Annotated in this window: 15 protein-coding genes and 1 pseudogene; 7 read left to right on the forward strand and 9 right to left on the reverse strand. The window is 67.2% G+C overall.

Annotated features, from left to right (window positions below; translation table 11 throughout):
- The first annotated feature begins 82 nt into the window (after nucleotides 1-82).
- The 4 genes from WJ542_RS18265 to WJ542_RS18280 all read left to right on the forward strand — a co-directional run bounded on the left by WJ542_RS18265 (nucleotide 83) and on the right by WJ542_RS18280 (nucleotide 3349).
- Nucleotides 83-592 carry a hypothetical protein gene (locus WJ542_RS18265; RefSeq protein ID WP_411190821.1) on the forward strand — a complete coding sequence of 170 codons (510 nt, stop codon included), beginning with the start codon at nucleotides 83-85 and terminating at the stop codon, nucleotides 590-592.
- Nucleotides 582-1328, forward strand: a complete 747-nt coding sequence (phbB, locus tag WJ542_RS18270) for an acetoacetyl-CoA reductase (protein ID WP_411190822.1) — start codon at nucleotides 582-584, stop codon at nucleotides 1326-1328. Before WJ542_RS18265 ends, phbB begins: the two co-directional genes overlap by 11 nt.
- Before the next feature lie 334 nt (nucleotides 1329-1662).
- The gene (locus tag WJ542_RS18275) at nucleotides 1663-1866 is read left to right on the forward strand and encodes a hypothetical protein (protein WP_411190823.1); all 204 of its coding nucleotides are present in this window, start codon (nucleotides 1663-1665) and stop codon (nucleotides 1864-1866) included.
- A gap of 505 nt (nucleotides 1867-2371) precedes the next feature.
- On the forward strand, nucleotides 2372-3349 hold the full coding sequence (locus WJ542_RS18280; RefSeq protein WP_411190824.1) for a hypothetical protein: 978 nt from the start codon (nucleotides 2372-2374) through the stop codon (nucleotides 3347-3349).
- A 54-nt stretch (nucleotides 3350-3403) separates the two neighbouring features.
- Here WJ542_RS18280 and WJ542_RS18285 read toward each other — a convergent pair whose 3' ends face one another.
- The 3 genes and pseudogenes from WJ542_RS18285 to WJ542_RS18295 form a co-directional block, all read right to left on the reverse strand.
- A complete protein-coding gene (locus WJ542_RS18285; protein WP_411190825.1) occupies nucleotides 3404-4120 on the reverse strand; it encodes an SH3 domain-containing protein in 717 nt (238 codons plus the stop codon).
- 120 nt (nucleotides 4121-4240) lie between these two features.
- On the reverse strand, nucleotides 4241-4609 hold the full coding sequence (locus WJ542_RS18290) for a DUF488 domain-containing protein (protein ID WP_411192485.1): 369 nt from the start codon (nucleotides 4607-4609) through the stop codon (nucleotides 4241-4243).
- Nucleotides 4610-4627: 18 nt separating this feature from the next.
- Nucleotides 4628-5271 (reverse strand): annotated as a pseudogene (locus WJ542_RS18295) (uracil-DNA glycosylase family protein); the annotation flags it as partial.
- A gap of 221 nt (nucleotides 5272-5492) precedes the next feature.
- On the opposite strand from WJ542_RS18295, the gene hpnR reads away from it, so the two are divergent.
- Nucleotides 5493-7037: a hopanoid C-3 methylase HpnR gene (gene hpnR / locus WJ542_RS18300; protein ID WP_411190827.1), complete on the forward strand. Its 1545-nt coding sequence runs from the start codon at nucleotides 5493-5495 to the stop codon at nucleotides 7035-7037.
- A 26-nt stretch (nucleotides 7038-7063) separates the two neighbouring features.
- Here hpnR and WJ542_RS18305 read toward each other — a convergent pair whose 3' ends face one another.
- From WJ542_RS18305 to WJ542_RS18325, 5 genes are all read right to left on the reverse strand, one after another.
- Nucleotides 7064-7828, reverse strand: coding sequence for a DUF4410 domain-containing protein (locus tag WJ542_RS18305; protein WP_411190829.1), 765 nt, complete (start codon nucleotides 7826-7828; stop codon nucleotides 7064-7066).
- Between the two features lie 242 nt (nucleotides 7829-8070).
- Complete coding sequence (locus tag WJ542_RS18310) at nucleotides 8071-9417, reverse strand: ATP-binding protein (protein WP_411190831.1); 1347 nt, start codon at nucleotides 9415-9417, stop codon at nucleotides 8071-8073.
- Entirely contained in the window at nucleotides 9417-10130 is a 714-nt protein-coding gene (locus WJ542_RS18315) for a response regulator (RefSeq protein WP_411190832.1), read from the reverse strand. Before WJ542_RS18315 ends, WJ542_RS18310 begins: the two co-directional genes overlap by 1 nt.
- Nucleotides 10131-10165: 35 nt before the next feature.
- Nucleotides 10166-10468, reverse strand: a complete 303-nt coding sequence (locus tag WJ542_RS18320) for an EF-hand domain-containing protein (RefSeq protein WP_411190833.1) — start codon at nucleotides 10466-10468, stop codon at nucleotides 10166-10168.
- A gap of 82 nt (nucleotides 10469-10550) precedes the next feature.
- A complete protein-coding gene (locus tag WJ542_RS18325) occupies nucleotides 10551-11432 on the reverse strand; it encodes a hypothetical protein (RefSeq protein WP_411190834.1) in 882 nt (293 codons plus the stop codon).
- A gap of 383 nt (nucleotides 11433-11815) precedes the next feature.
- Between WJ542_RS18325 and WJ542_RS18330 the strand changes: the two genes are divergently transcribed.
- Both WJ542_RS18330 and WJ542_RS18335 read left to right on the forward strand, forming a co-directional pair.
- Nucleotides 11816-12721, forward strand: a complete 906-nt coding sequence (locus WJ542_RS18330; protein WP_411190835.1) for a sterol desaturase family protein — start codon at nucleotides 11816-11818, stop codon at nucleotides 12719-12721.
- A 98-nt stretch (nucleotides 12722-12819) separates the two neighbouring features.
- Nucleotides 12820-13557 (forward strand): SDR family NAD(P)-dependent oxidoreductase, encoded by a 738-nt coding sequence (locus WJ542_RS18335; RefSeq protein WP_411190836.1) that lies wholly within the window; start codon nucleotides 12820-12822, stop codon nucleotides 13555-13557.
- A gap of 64 nt (nucleotides 13558-13621) precedes the next feature.
- Here WJ542_RS18335 and WJ542_RS18340 read toward each other — a convergent pair whose 3' ends face one another.
- Nucleotides 13622-14056, reverse strand: coding sequence for a hypothetical protein (locus WJ542_RS18340; RefSeq protein ID WP_411190837.1), 435 nt, complete (start codon nucleotides 14054-14056; stop codon nucleotides 13622-13624).
- Nucleotides 14057-14078 lie beyond the last annotated feature (22 nt).

Consider the following 14078-nt stretch of genomic DNA (forward strand, 5'->3'; position numbering starts at 1 on the left):
CGCCCGCGTTCGCTCCCGCCGGTCCGTGGCGCGCCGAACCCGGCGCCGCGCCGGGCATTCCGATCCTGAGAGGACCCCGCTCATGGCTACCGTTTCCTTTTCTGCATTCGATGCGTACCGAGTCAACGCCAGTGCCGCACTTCAACTGCTCGAACATGGCCAGCAGTGGCGCGAACAACTCCTGAAGTTGCAGCAGCGCCGCCTTGCGCGCGACAGGGCAGCGCTTGAAAGCACGCTGGAATCCTTGCGCGAGGCCCATGACTGGAGCGACTTCGCCACCGCCGGCCAGAGCGTGCTGCACGACTACGTCGGCGCGAGCACCGCGCTCTGGCAGGAGGGCGTCGCCGCCACGCTGCAGGGCGCAGGCGCGTGGAGCGATCTGGCGCGCGACCTCGCGCAGAACTGGCATGACTCGCTTGGCACGTTCCAGCCTGGCGCCGGCACGGCGTCCGCGCTGCCGATGCGCGACTGGATGGCGATGTTCGAGCGCGCCGTAGGCAGCGCTTATGCAGGCAATGGTGTGGTCAGCGACGCGGTCGTGCACACTGCCGAGCCCGCCGGGCATGCCCACGGAGAGCAGCATGGCCGCTAAACGTATCGCATTGGTAACGGGGGGCATGGGGGGCCTCGGCGAGGCGATCAGCCGAAGGCTGCACGACGCGGGCATGACCGTTGCGGTATCGCGCTCGCCCGGTAACGAGCGGGCGCCGGCGTGGCTCCAGGCGGAGCGTGCGGCCGGACGGCACTTCGAGTCGTACGAGATGAACGTCGCCGATTTCGACTCATGCCACCGCGCTGCCGAACGCGTCCTGAGCGAACTCGGCCAGGTGGACGTGCTCGTCAACAACGCGGGCATCACCTGCGACCGGACCTTCATGAAGATGACGAAGCCCGACTGGGACGCCGTGGTGCGCACCGACCTCGATGCGATCTTCAACGTCACGAAGCCGTTCGTGGCGGGCATGATCGAGCGCGGCTTCGGCCGCATCGTGAACGTCGGCTCGGTCAACGGCTCGCGCGGTGCATTCGGGCAGACCAACTATGCGGCGTCGAAGGCGGGGATGCACGGTTTCACGAAGTCGCTCGCGCTGGAGGTCGCGCGAAAGGGCGTTACCGTGAATACGGTGTCGCCGGGCTACCTCGCGACCCGGATGGTGGAAGCGGTACCGCAGGACGTGATGCAGACGCGCATCCTGCCGCAGATTCCCGTCGGGCGGCTCGGGCAGCCCGACGAAGTCGCCGCGCTGGTGGCGTTTCTGTGCTCGGACGACGCGGCGTTCATCACGGGCGCCGATATCGCCATCAACGGCGGAATGCATATGCAATGAAGCCGGCGGCGCGATGTGCCGTGGGCCAGCGGCAGCGAGCGCCGGGAAGCCGGCCGGAACGATGCGTCCCGGTCACGCTTTGCCCGTCTGCGGAATTCCGGATCTTCATTGAGGAATCCGATTTAACAGGCGAACAGCAAAAAAAGCCAAATCATTGCATTCGAACGGCACAACAATCCGCCGTGACGGCGAACGCGGCTTGCGCATCGTTTCTCGTATGGTCCACGCGCCGCGTTGCTGTGTCACATAATACCGCGAAACACGACTGTAGCGAAACTGTACCGCGGGACGACTATGCTGGTCGCTACGGGGAGTTCTGAACAGGAGAAATTCGATGCTCAGTCACCACGAGCTTGCTGCACTGCTGTTGATCCGGGATGCGGATACGCCGATTCAGGCACTCGATTCCGACTTTCTCGCGCTGCAACGATATCAACTCGTCGAGATGGACGTAACCGAGCGCGATCCGGCGCTGCGCCTCACGAGCCGCGGTCAGGAACTGCTGAAGCGACTCGCACCGGTTGGCGCGAATGGCTGAGTACATGGGCCGGCAGCACAATGGCAGGACGTGTCAAGACGTTGATAGCGAGCGCTACGTGCGTTACAAATGCGTAACGAACGGCGAAGCGGCTTGCGTTACAGTTTGTCACGTCGAGCATCACAACTATCATCCGTTGCGCGTTTGCCATCGCGTTCACTGACATTCGCGTTATCCGGCAAGCGATGCCGCACAAAGATGCGGCATTTTTTTACGCAATATTAATCAGGATTACATAGTAGATGCCGGAAGGAAACCGCTGTAGAGTCGTGGGTGTCATGGCTGTAACGCGGGTAAACGTCGCGCATATAATTGACACGCTCGCCGGCTATGCTGAGGCCGGCCGCAAGCTGGCCGTGGCAAGTTCTGGCGATGGTGGCCAGGCCGTGCCGGTCTTTGGAGCGGCGTTCGGCAATTCACGGCACAATGAGCCCGTCGGGTATGTCCGCTATCGGCGGTTGCGGCCAGCCGGTGCCGCGCCGCTTTCGAACGGCTACGAAGAACGATGAAGAAGTGGACTCTGGCCTTTGCTGCCGCAGCGCTCGCGGCTGGCTCCAGCCCGTCGCACGCGCAGGAGTTCTCGCTGTACGGGGGAGGACTGAGGAGCGGCTCCAACCACACCTACTCGTGGGCGATGGACTACACCGAAGGCTTCGGTGAGTATTTCGCGGCCAGTATCGACTGGCTCAACGAAGGCCACATTCCCGACCATCACCGTGACGGCCAGGCGATCCAGGGCTGGTTCCGCCTGCCGCTCGCGCAGCGGCGCCTCGTGCTCGCGCTCGGCGTGGGGCCTTATCGATACTTCGACACCGAGGCCGCCACGCAGGGGCTTGGCTACTCGAATACGCATGGCTGGGGCGTGGTCTACAGCGCACGCGCAACATGGTATGCGTCGAACCGGGTGACCGCAAACCTGCAACTGAACCGCGTGCAGGTCGTCAACGGTCCGTCGACGACCGCGCTGCTGCTCGGCATCGGCTATCAGCTCGACGCGCCCGACAGGCCGGGACCGCGCGATTGGGCCCTGCCGCGCACGCACGACGTCACGAACAACGAAATTACGCTGATGGCCGGGGAGACGATCCTCAACAGCCTTCAGTCGCAGACTTCGGCGGCGGAATCGATCGAATACCGCCGCGGGCTCTGGCATTTCGTCGACGCGACCATCGGCTATCTGCACGAGGGCAACGGCATCGAGGCGCGGCGCGACGGCGCCACGGCCCAACTCTGGCTCACGCGGGCGTTCCTCGACGACAAGCTCACGCTCGGCTTCGGCGCGGGCCTGTATGCGGCCGTCCATCATGGCCGCAATGGCGACGATCGCGATACGGGCGACGGGATTCTCTCCGGCCTCGTTTCGGTGTCGGCGTCTTACCGCGTGACGCAGCACTGGGCCGCGCGCGTCACGTGGAACCGGGTGGTGACGCGCTATAGCCGTGATACCGACGTGATCCTGGGCGGCATCGGCTACCGTTTCTGAGACGGCCGCCGCGAGGCTCAAGCGGGAGACAGACCGGTTCCGCCAGACGGGCGATCAGCCTCCGCCCGGCAGTCTTCCGCCACCCCCTCCTCCGCCGCCACCGCCCCCACCCGGCGGCCTTCCGCCCCCACCGGGCGGGCGGCCGCCAGAATTCCCGCCAGGCGGGCGCCCGCCGCCCGCGCCGGGTTGTCCACCGGGCGGCCGGGGGCCCGGGCCGGCGCCAGGGGGCCGGCCGCCTTGTCCCGGTCCTGCGCCCGGAGGCCGGTTGCCGTTGTGGCCCGAACCTCCACCGTGCGGCGGCGGCTTCCCGCCGTGCGAGGGCGGACGCGGACCCGGCCGGGGCGGCGGCGCGGGCCGCGGCGGCGGGTGCCGCGTCCAGCGGGACTGATTGCCGTACCAGGGGCGGTCGCGATAATAGTTGCCCCAATAGGCGCCGATCGAGAACGTGACGATGGGCAGGCCAATGGTGGCGCCATAGTTGAGGAGCGGAACGGGGCTACCCTGATACGGATAGTTCAGGTAGCCGCCGTATACCCAGCCGCGCAGGCCTGGCAGGCTCACGTCGCACCAGCTATAGCCCGCGACGCAGCCCATCACCGCCAGTTGCACGCCGCCCGGTACCTGCGCGACGACGGGGTAGTCGCCCGCCGGGCCCGCATAGAGATTCACGGTCATGCTCGTGATGGCCTGGCTTTGGGCGTATGCCGGCGCCGAGACCGCGAAGGTGCCGGCGAGACCGGCAAGCACTGCACCGACAAGCTGCTTGCGCATCGCAGTTGCTCCGTGGAGAGGGGATGGCTCGAAGATCGTTGCGTGATCAGCCATTACGGTAGCAGATCAGGCTCTCCGGAGCGCTGCTTTTGCCGGGATACCTTTACGACGTTTTGCTTGCTACCTGCGCTTGAGCTTTTGCAGCAGATAGTCGCGCAGCACGATCGCGTGATTGTGCTCGACGTCGCGCGAACCGTAGAGCAGGGCGACCGGCCCCTTCGCGCAGGCTTCGGCGAGCGGCTGCCAGGCGGCAGGATTCGCGTCGAGCTCCGCCAGGTAGCGCTGCTCGAACGCGTTCCATTGCGTCGGGTCCTGATGAAACCACTGTCGTAGCGCCGTGCTCGGTGCAACTTCCTTTAGCCACTGCACATGCGCGAGCGTCTCCTTGCGGATGCCGCGCGGCCAGAGCCGGTCGACGAGGAAGCACGCGTGACCGGCAGTGGGCGGCGGATCGTAGACGCGCTGGATGTCGATGATCGGCTTGCTCATGGTGCGGTCTCCCGAGGGGCGCTTGGTGGAGGAAGGACGCGAGGGCGCGAGCGCTGCCGCCACGCGCTCGCGCAGCGCCGGCAGCACGTCGTGCTCGAACCAGGTGTGGCGCTTGAGCCAGGGCTGGTTGCGCGGCGACGGATGCGGCAGCGGCAAATAGTCGGGCAGGTAGTCGCAGGCTTGCTCGACGGTCTCGGTCAGCGAGGCCTTGCGCCGCGCGCCGAGGAACGCACGCTGCGCGTACTGGCCGACGAGCAGCGTGAGCCGGACGTCGGGCAGTTGCGCCAGCAGGCGCGCGTGCCACAGCGGCGCGCATTCGGGGCGCGGCGGGTTGTCGCCGTCGGCGGCGCGTCCCGGGTAGCAGAAGCCCATTGGCACGAGCGCGACTTTCGACGCGTCGTAGAAGGTCTCGCGGTCGATGCCCAGCCAGCCGCGCAGGCGCTCGCCGCTCGCGTCGTCCCAGGGGACGCCCGAGGCGTGGACTTTGGCGCCGGGCGCCTGCCCCACGATCAACAGCCGCGAGCCCAGGCCCGCCTGCACGACCGGACGCGGGCCGAGCGGCAAGCTTTCGGCGCAGATCCGGCAGGCGCGGATTTCCGCGAGCAAACGGGGCAGGGCGGGTGTGGCAGGCACGATGAGGAACGAGACGGGGCCGGTGCAATCGATGGTGACGAGTCTATCAAACGCGTCGCCGTTGCCAACCGCCGCACCAACCGTACCAACCGCACCGCGGCCGCAGTGGCGAGACGCCGGAGTGCGAACGCGCGTAGACTCGGACGGAAGCGCCGTGCAGACGGATGTCGAGCAGGGAGGCGCGTTTCTTGCGCAGTGGCGCGGCGGGCGTCGTCGGTGCGATAGCCCCGGCGCATCGCAAGGAGGCTTCATGAGATTGCTTGCTGTTCATCCGAGCGGTCTGATGTATACGCGCGTATTCCTGCGGCTCGAACCGCTTGGCCTCGAAGCGGTGGCAGGTGCGGCGCGCGAGGCGGGCCACGACGTGCGCCTCGTCGACCTGCAGGCCGACACGCACGCCGGCCTCATGCGCACACTGCGCGAGTTCCGGCCCGAGGCGCTGTGCTTTTCCGGCAATTACCTCGCGAATATTCCCGAAATCGTCGATCTCTCGAAAGCCGTAAAGGCGGCGCTGCCGTCGTGCTTCGTCTTCGTCGGCGGCCATAGCGTCTCGTTCACCGCCGCCGACCTGCTGCGCCACGCAGCGGGCGCGATCGACTGTGTGCTGCGCGGCGAAGGCGAGGCTTCGGTGGCAGCCCTGCTCGAAGCGGTGGCGAGCGGCGGCAATCTGCTCGCGGTGCCGGGCGTATTGACGCGCGACGGGTCGGGGCCGCCGCCGCGCTTCGTCGAAGACCTCGATACGGTGCGCCCCGCGCGCGACCTGTTGCGGCATCGCCGGCGGTACTTCATCGGCACGCTCGATCCGTGCGCGTCCATCGAGTTCGCGCGCGGTTGCCCGTGGGACTGCACCTTCTGCAGCGCATGGACGTTCTATGGCCGCAGCTATCGCATCCGCAGCCCGGAAGTCGTGGTCGAGGAACTGGCCGCGCTGCGCGAGCCCGGGGTGTTCATCGTCGACGACGTGGCCTTCGTGCACGCCGAGCACGGCATGGCCATCGCCGAGGCGATTCGCCGGCGCGGCATCCGCAAGCGCTATTACCTCGAAACGCGCGGCGACGTTCTGCTGCGCAACAAGGACGTCTTCCGGGAATGGCAGGCGCTCGGGCTCAAGTACATGTTTCTCGGCCTGGAGGCAATCGACGAGGAAGGGCTCAAGGCGTTTCGCAAGCGTATCAGCCTCGACCGCAATTTCGAGGCGCTGGAGTTCGCGCGCTCGCTCGGCATCACGGTCGCGATCAACCTGATTGCCGACCCCGACTGGGACCGCGAGCGCTTCGAGACGATACGCCAGTGGTGTCTCGAGATTCCGGAGATCGTGAACATCAGCGTGAACACGCCTTATCCGGGCACCGAGAACTGGCAGCACGAATCGCGGCGCCTCACGAGCCTCGACTACCGGCTCTACGACATCCAGCACGCGGTCGTGCCGACGCGCTTGCCGCTGCCGGAGTTCTATGCGGAGCTTGTGCGCACGCAGCAGGTGCTCAACCGCAAGCACCTGGGCTGGACCGCGCTGCGCGGCGCGGCGGGCCAGGCCGCGCGCCTTCTCGCGCATGGGCAGACGAACTTCGTGCGGATGCTGTGGCGTTTCAATTCGGTGTTCGACCCGCGTCTGCAGATGGCCGACCACGAACGCAACGTGCGCTACGAGATGGCGCCGCCGCCGGCGACGAACAGCGAGTCGCGCGTCGATATGAAAGCCATCTTCATTCACGGACCCATGGGCCGCCGGGGCCGCAGGATCGACGATGCCACCGAGAAGTTCGTCGACGAAACGCGCATGAGCGCCGGTTGACCGGTGCCATGGCAGGGCGAACCCGCTCAGCCGGCTTTGACGCCGTCGAGCCAGCCGTTCTTCGCGCTCGCCGCGGCGAGCTGCTTTGCGATGTTCTTCGCGAGTCTGGCCGTGTCGGACGAAACGGTATCGCGCTTCGTCTCGGACACGCCGTGCAGGCCGCCGCTCACAGCCGCGGACGTGGCGATCTGCCCCGCGGCCGCGCCGACGCCCGCCGTTTCCGCCATGCCGGGCATGTGACCGCTGTCGGCATTCGCCGAGAAGGTGGCGAGCGGTTGCGGCGCGCCGTAGGCGGGCCGATAGAGCACCGCCACCGTGGCTTCCACTTCGCTCTTGCCCGCGCCGAGGCCGATCACGATACGGCGGCGGCGATTGCCCGCGTCGATCTTCTCGAACTGGCCTTCGACGATGAGTGCGTTGCGGCCGCTGGGGGCGGGGCCGTCCACGCGCATGGCGGGCACGCCCATCGACTGGAGCTGGTGCACGATGTCGTCGGCGAGCTGTTCGCGCGCCTTGAGCGCGGTCTGCAGTTGTTGCTGCGCGGCCGAGGTGCCGCTCGCCGTCGACATGAGCTTCTGGAGCAGGCCGCTGTCGTCGAGTTTGACCTGGTCTGCCGCGGCGTCGAATGCGTACACGTAGACGATTTCGGCTTTCGCCGCGGGCACCGGCCCGGTCGATTGCATGACGGGCATGGCCGAGGCGCAGCCCGCGCTGAAGATGGAACCGGCGATCAGCGCCGTGCCCGCGAGACGTTTGGCCTTGATGACGAGGGAATGGAGGGAGGGGTTCATGTCGATGTCCGTTGCCTGAGTGGCGCGATTGAGGGCGGCGGGTTGCCGACGAGTTGCCGATAATCGCCACATAATCAGGATTGCGAACTATCGGGGAGGGTTGCTCGACGCTTGCGGGCCGTTCGGGCCGGCTTCGTTTCGCAACGCTCAGGCGCAAGTATGAGGGGGTGGGCGCGATCGCGCCACGCGCAAATTATGTCGATTCATGTCACCGGCACGGTCGTGCGAAAGCCCGGAAGCGTTCAGGCGCGCGGCATGCCGGTCGGCACGGCGAGCGGATCGAGCGGCAGGACGACGAGCGCTTCGAGGCCGCCGCCGTCGCGGTCGCGGAAGGTGAGGGAGCCGCCATGCAGGCGCGCGATGCGATCGACGATCGCGAGCCCAAGGCCGGTGCCGCCCGAGTGCGTGCGCGCATTCGTGCCCCGGCTGAACGGCGCCTTCAGCCGTTCGAGTTCGGCGGCGCCGATGCCGTTGCCGCGGTCGCACACGGCCACATGCGCGGCGTCGTGCGCGACCCAGGTGCGCACGAGGAGGCCGCTGTGCCCATAGGCGACCGCGTTCTGCATGAGATTCATGAGCAGGCGCATTACGGCGACGGGCCGGAACGCAAATGGAGGAATCGGGCCTTCCTCGAACTCGAATTCGTGGCCGAGTCCCGCGAAATCGGCGACGAGCTGTCCGGCCAGCGCGTTGATGTCTCCCATCTGGGGTGGCTCGCGCTCGCCGCTGCCCGCGTAGTCCATGAATTGCTGCAGGATCGTGTCGATACGATCGAGATAGCTTTCCGACGACGCCACCAGCGCGTCGTTCGTGCCGCGCGGCAGGGCCATCGCGATCGCGAGGCGCAGCTTCGTGAGCGGCGTGCGGATGTCGTGCGACACACCGGCCAGCATCAGCGCGCGTGTCGTTTCGGCCTGCTGCAGCGCCTCGGTCATCTGGTTGAACGCGCGGCTCACCTGGGCGATCTCGGTCGGACCGTCGGTGGGCAGGGGCGGCGGAGTTTCGCCCGCGCTCAGGCGGCGAGCGGCGCGGGCGAGCTCGGCCAGCGGGCGGTTCAGGTGCAACTGGATCAGGTAGCCGGTGAGCGCCGCGAGCAGGGCGAGCACGAGCGAGAGGGCGAGCGTCGTCATGAGGCCGGCTGCCTGCGTGTCGGGGACCATCGGCATGGGTAGCCATGCCGGCTCGCCCGCCGCGTGCAGGCGGATCCACAGACGCTGATCGGCGCCGCCCTGCCATTGCACGGGCATGTCGGCGGGCAGGTGGCGCTGCAATTGCGCGACGAAAACGTCGCGTTGCCACGTGCGGAAAAAATTCAGGAGGGTGGGCGGCTGCGGGGGAATCGCGGGCGGCGGGTCGCGCTGCGCGTGAAGGCGGGCGGCGGCGGCGCGCCCTTCGGCGGGCGGCATGCCTGCAATGGCGCCGTCCAGCAGCATCACGTAGTCGGCGAAAATGGTCGAGGCGCGTTCGATGCGCGGGCGCTGCACGAAATGCAGCAGCACCGCAAGCGAGCACACCTGCGCGAGCGCGACGAGGATCACCAGCAGCGCGATATTGCGCGCGAGCAGCGAGCGCGGGAGCGTGGCGCGCATCACGCGTCGACGCCGGCCACGAGCATATAGCCGATGCCCCAGACCGTCTTGATGAAGCGCGGCTTCGCCGGATCGTCTTCGACGATCTGGCGCAGCCGCAGGATCTGGACGTCCACGCTGCGGTCGAGCGCGTCGTGATCGCGGCCCCGCGCTCGCGCCAGCAGGTTTTCCCGGCTCACGGCGCGGTTCGGCGAGGACCCGAGCGCGTGCAGCAGGAGCATCTGCGCCGAATGCACCTCGACGGGCTGGCCGTCGCGCAGGAGCGTTTGTTTGCCGACGTCGAAGGTGAAGTCGCCGAAGCGCAGGACCTGCGAGGTCACGGTCGGCTCGCCCGCCGCCATCTTCTGGCGGCGCAGCAGCGCGCGGATGCGCGCGATGAGTTCGTCGGGCAGGAAGGGCTTGGCGAGGTAGTCGTCGGCGCCGGTTTCGAGGCCGACGACCTTGTCGGCCGCGTCGCCCTTCGCCGTGAGCATGAGGATGGGCAGCGTCTGGCCCTCGGCGCGCAGACGCCTGCAGACAGCGAGACCGTCTTCGGGCTCCATCATCAGATCGAGCACGAGCAGATCGTACGGTTCGCGCTGCAGCAGACGGTCGAGCTTCCTGCCGTCCGCCACGGCGCGCACCTGGAAGCCGTGGCCGCTCAGGAAGCGCTGAAGCATATTGCGTAACTCCACCTCGTCGTCGAGTACGACGATCCTGCTGGCCTGCTCCATCGGTGGTCTCCTGGTAAGCCTGGCCGCGCCCGGCCTCAGCCGCCCTGACGGGCCGCCATCTTCTGGCGCATGAAGTCCTCGATCTGCGCCAGCGTGACGTAGCCCTGTTGCTGCGTGTCGATCTCGTCGAAATGCTGGGCCACCATCGGCATGCCGGCCTGCGCCTGGGCGCGGGTCAGCTTGCCGTCGCGGGTGGTGTTCGCGCTCGCGAAACGCGTTTGCAACTGGGATATCGCGCGTTCGACGCGGGCATTGTCGGCGCCCTGGGGCGGCGTGCCCTGAGCCGAGGCTGCTGCTGAAACGATACACAAAACGAGCACGGCAATCATCTTCTTCATGGGTTTCTCCGTGGGGTGGCCGGCATCCCTTGCCGGCCGGGTTGGGTTGATCAAGGTCGAAAGCGGTTGAACGGTCTACGGATCAGTTCCAGTGCGCGGGTACCCAGACGCCGCCGGCCCAGTGGCCCGGCACCCGGATGGCGGGGCGCGAAGCCGGTGCCACGTAGACGCCGCGGGGCACGACGTAGACGGATTGCGGCACCAGGCGAGCGACATACACGACCCGCGGCGGCGGCGCGACATAAACCGCAGTGGCGGGGGGCGGAGGCGCCACCACCACCGGCGCCGGCGCCACGGCCACGCCCACCGTCGTCACGGTACCGCCGGCGACAACCGCCGTTCCGCCTGTCGTGACCGTGCCGCCATGGACGACCGTCGTACCGCCCGAGGTGGTCACAACACCGGGCGCGACGCGCGTCGCGCTGCCCGAATGCGTGACGGTGCCGCCGTCCGTGCCGGTCGCGGTGCCCGAACGCGAGCAGGTCGAACCGGCGCAGTTCGTCGAAGCCGAGTGGCTCACCGTATTGCCGCCCGACCCCGTGATCGTGCCCGACGACGAATACTGTCCCGGTGCGTCGCGCGTCACGCTGCCCGCCGTCGAAGCGGTGCGTCCATCCGACCCGGTCATCGTGCCGGTATGCGAGCAGGTGTCGCTCGCGCAGCTCGTGTCGCCGGAATGCTGCACCGAGCGGCCATTCGGGCCGACGGCGGTGCCGCTGTTCGAGAACTGTCCCGGCGCGGTGCGCGTGACGGTGCCGGTGTTGGTGGCGACGCCGCCCCACGGCCCGACGGCTCCGCCCGCGTGCGAGCAACTACCGCCGCCGCACGAGCCCCCATGGGCCGTGTTGTAGGTGCCGTGCGGCGTGTAGGCGGTGCCGTGGCCGGACCATCCGGCGAAGGCCGGCGCGCTGGCACTGGCGAAGGCGAGCAGCGAAATGGCGGCGGCGAGAGTGCGGGTCTTCATCAGAGGTCCTTGCGATTCGTTTCGGGTCACGCTTTGGCGTGTCAGCGGGACGAACTATAGGACCGGGACGCGCGCCGGTCGCGTCATAAAGCATGTCGTGGTGTTACACGGAGGGCGGCTTCTTTGGGCGACGGGGTCCGGCGCATTTCCGGCGCTACGGTCCGTGCAGCGGGCGCGGGCGGGAATCCGGCGAACGCCGTTGCGCGGCATGCGTTCGCTTGCGCTGTCCGTGCGGCCCTCGGCGTGACAGGTGCCGTGACATACGGCGACATGGTTTGTGCGTGGTTTTTCCGGGGCCGCGCTTCTAGAGTGCGTTTCATCCGACGCACTGGCGGCCTGATCCGCCCACGGCGCGTCCTTTTTCACCCGACAAAAGACTCATCATGCTCACCACCGGAAAAATTGCGTACTACGTGACGTTGTTCGTCATCGTCGTTTCGTTGATCGAAGCTTGCGTACTGACGTGGCGCCAACGCCGCAGCGGCACGCCGTTCGATTGGTATGAAGTCTGGCTCTCGCTCGCCGACCTTGCCGGACGCAAGCTCTTCGCGCTCGTGCCGCTTTCGCTCGCCGCACCGGTCTTTGCCTTCGCCTGGGAGCATCGCCTTTACACGCTGCATTTCGACAGCCTCCTGCTCGCGTTGCCGATCTTCGTTGGCCAGGAGTTTTGCTATTACTGGTATCACCGTGCGTCGCACCGTATCCGTTTCTTCTGGGCGACACATGCGGTGCACCACTCGCCCAACCAGTTGACGCTCTCTTCCGCGTACCGGCTCGGCTGGACCGGCAAGCTCACGGGTCCCGCCATGTTCTTCGCGCCGCTCGTGTGGCTGGGCGTGCACCCGGAGGTCGTGCTCGCGATGCTCTCGTTCAATCTGCTCTACCAGTTCTGGCTGCACAACACCTGGATACCGAGGCTCGGCTGGCTCGAGTACGTGTTCAACACGCCCTCCGCGCATCGCGTGCATCATGCGTCGAATGTCGATTACCTCGACGCGAACTATGGCGGCGTGCTGATCGTGTTCGATCGGCTGTTCGGTACCTACGTCGCCGAACGTGCCGACGAACCGTGCCGGTATGGTCTCGTCACGCCGACGCGGCCGCGCAATCCGCTCGTCGTCGAGTTCGAGCACTGGGTCAGCCTGGTCCGTGACGTGGCCGCGGCGAAGACGCTATGGACGGCGGTGCGCCATGTCGTTCTGCCGCCGGGCTGGAGTCCGGACGGCAAGGGCACGACAACGGAAGCGTTGCGCAGGCGCAGCCTCGTGGCGGCGCGCAGCGAGGCTTGAAGCTGCGCCGCATGCTTGAAGCGATGTAAGGGTGTGCGCGCAGGCGGCCGACCGGCCGCCGTGTTGAATCGTGTTGAACCGGGATGGATGAAACGGCTATGGAAACGGGCACAACGGACATGACAGGCGCAGCCGGAGTCAAGGGCAAGGTGGTGGCGATCACGGGCGGCTTCGGCAATCTGGGCGTCGCGACAGCGGCGTGGCTGATTGCGCGCGGCGCACGCGTGGCGCTCATCGGACGCGGCGCAGCGCCCGCGAAGGACGCGCTGCCAGCCGGCGTCGGCGAAGCGGCTGGCATCGGCGGCGTCGATCTGACCGACGTCGCGGCGGCGCGCGAAGCGCTGGATATCGTGAACACGCAATTGGGCGGGCTCGACGCGCTGCTCAACATCGCTGGCGCGTTCCGTTGGGAGACCGTGGCGGACGGCGATCCGGCCACCTGGGACCTGATGTTCGAATTGAACGTAAAGACGGCGCTGAACGCATCGCGGGCCGCGTTACCGCATCTGCTGCGCGGCAAGGCGGGGCGGATCGTGAATATCGGCGCGGGCGCGGGATGGAAAGCCGGACTCGGGACGGGCGCCTATGCGGCTTCGAAAGCCGGCGTCGCCCGGCTGACCGAGGCGCTTGCGGAGGAGTTGAAGGACAAGGGCGTGACCGTCAACGCAGTCCTGCCGGGCATTATCGATACGCCGCAGAACCGCAAGGACATGCCCGATGCGGATTTCACGCGCTGGGTGGCGCCGCATGAAGTCGCAGCGCTCATTGGATTTCTGCTATCGGCCGAGGCCCAGGCGATTACGGGGGCGCTGATTCCCGTGAACGGGCGCATGTGAACGTCGTGCCGTTGCGCGGCGCCGGCCGCGCAACGGCAATCCCGCTTACCGGGGGCTGTGCCGGTTAGCGACCGCCGTGAGCGCCACCCATGCCACCCATGCCGCCGCCCCATTGGCCGCCGCCGCCGTGGCTACCACCGCCCCAGTGACCGCCGCCGCCGTGCCAGCCACCGCCATGCCAACCGCCGCCATGCCACCCTCCGTGCCAGCCGTTGCCATGCCACCAGTAGCCGTGATGGTAGTAGTAACCGCCGCCACCGCCCCAGAAGCCGATGCCTGCATCACCTGGGTAATAGCCGTAAGCGTAAGGATAGGGATAGCCATACCCATAATCGTTGTAATACGGATAGCCAGAGCCGTCATAGTACGGATAGCCATATCCAGGTGCCACGGCGCAGCCGGCCAGCATGGCCGCTGCCACGAGTACAGAAATAAGCCGCAACACGATCATCTCCGTCTGTTTTAATGCTTGGAAACAAAAGCACGGGGCCAGGTTCAAGCATAATTGTGTCGACAGTTTA

The organism is Paraburkholderia yinzeri, assembly GCF_046581065.1.
In the GTDB taxonomy this organism is placed as follows: Bacteria; Pseudomonadota; Gammaproteobacteria; order Burkholderiales; family Burkholderiaceae; genus Paraburkholderia.

What these genes read in the sequence shown, in the direction of transcription:
- phbB (WP_411190822.1), top strand. Translation starts at nt 582, where the DNA reads ATGGCCGCTAAACGTATCGCATTGGTAACGGGGGGCATGGGGGGCCTC.
- WJ542_RS18280 (WP_411190824.1), top strand. Translation starts at nt 2,372, where the DNA reads ATGAAGAAGTGGACTCTGGCCTTTGCTGCCGCAGCGCTCGCGGCTGGC.
- WJ542_RS18310 (WP_411190831.1), bottom strand. Translation starts at nt 9,417, where the DNA reads ATGCGCGCCACGCTCCCGCGCTCGCTGCTCGCGCGCAATATCGCGCTG.
- WJ542_RS18315 (WP_411190832.1), bottom strand. Translation starts at nt 10,130, where the DNA reads ATGGAGCAGGCCAGCAGGATCGTCGTACTCGACGACGAGGTGGAGTTA.
- WJ542_RS18330 (WP_411190835.1), top strand. Translation starts at nt 11,816, where the DNA reads ATGCTCACCACCGGAAAAATTGCGTACTACGTGACGTTGTTCGTCATC.
- WJ542_RS18265 (WP_411190821.1), top strand. Translation starts at nt 83, where the DNA reads ATGGCTACCGTTTCCTTTTCTGCATTCGATGCGTACCGAGTCAACGCC.
- WJ542_RS18275 (WP_411190823.1), top strand. Translation starts at nt 1,663, where the DNA reads ATGCTCAGTCACCACGAGCTTGCTGCACTGCTGTTGATCCGGGATGCG.
- hpnR (WP_411190827.1), top strand. Translation starts at nt 5,493, where the DNA reads ATGAGATTGCTTGCTGTTCATCCGAGCGGTCTGATGTATACGCGCGTA.
- WJ542_RS18335 (WP_411190836.1), top strand. Translation starts at nt 12,820, where the DNA reads ATGGAAACGGGCACAACGGACATGACAGGCGCAGCCGGAGTCAAGGGC.
- WJ542_RS18290 (WP_411192485.1), bottom strand. Translation starts at nt 4,609, where the DNA reads ATGAGCAAGCCGATCATCGACATCCAGCGCGTCTACGATCCGCCGCCC.
- WJ542_RS18285 (WP_411190825.1), bottom strand. Translation starts at nt 4,120, where the DNA reads ATGCGCAAGCAGCTTGTCGGTGCAGTGCTTGCCGGTCTCGCCGGCACC.
- WJ542_RS18325 (WP_411190834.1), bottom strand. Translation starts at nt 11,432, where the DNA reads ATGAAGACCCGCACTCTCGCCGCCGCCATTTCGCTGCTCGCCTTCGCC.
- WJ542_RS18320 (WP_411190833.1), bottom strand. Translation starts at nt 10,468, where the DNA reads ATGAAGAAGATGATTGCCGTGCTCGTTTTGTGTATCGTTTCAGCAGCA.
- WJ542_RS18305 (WP_411190829.1), bottom strand. Translation starts at nt 7,828, where the DNA reads ATGAACCCCTCCCTCCATTCCCTCGTCATCAAGGCCAAACGTCTCGCG.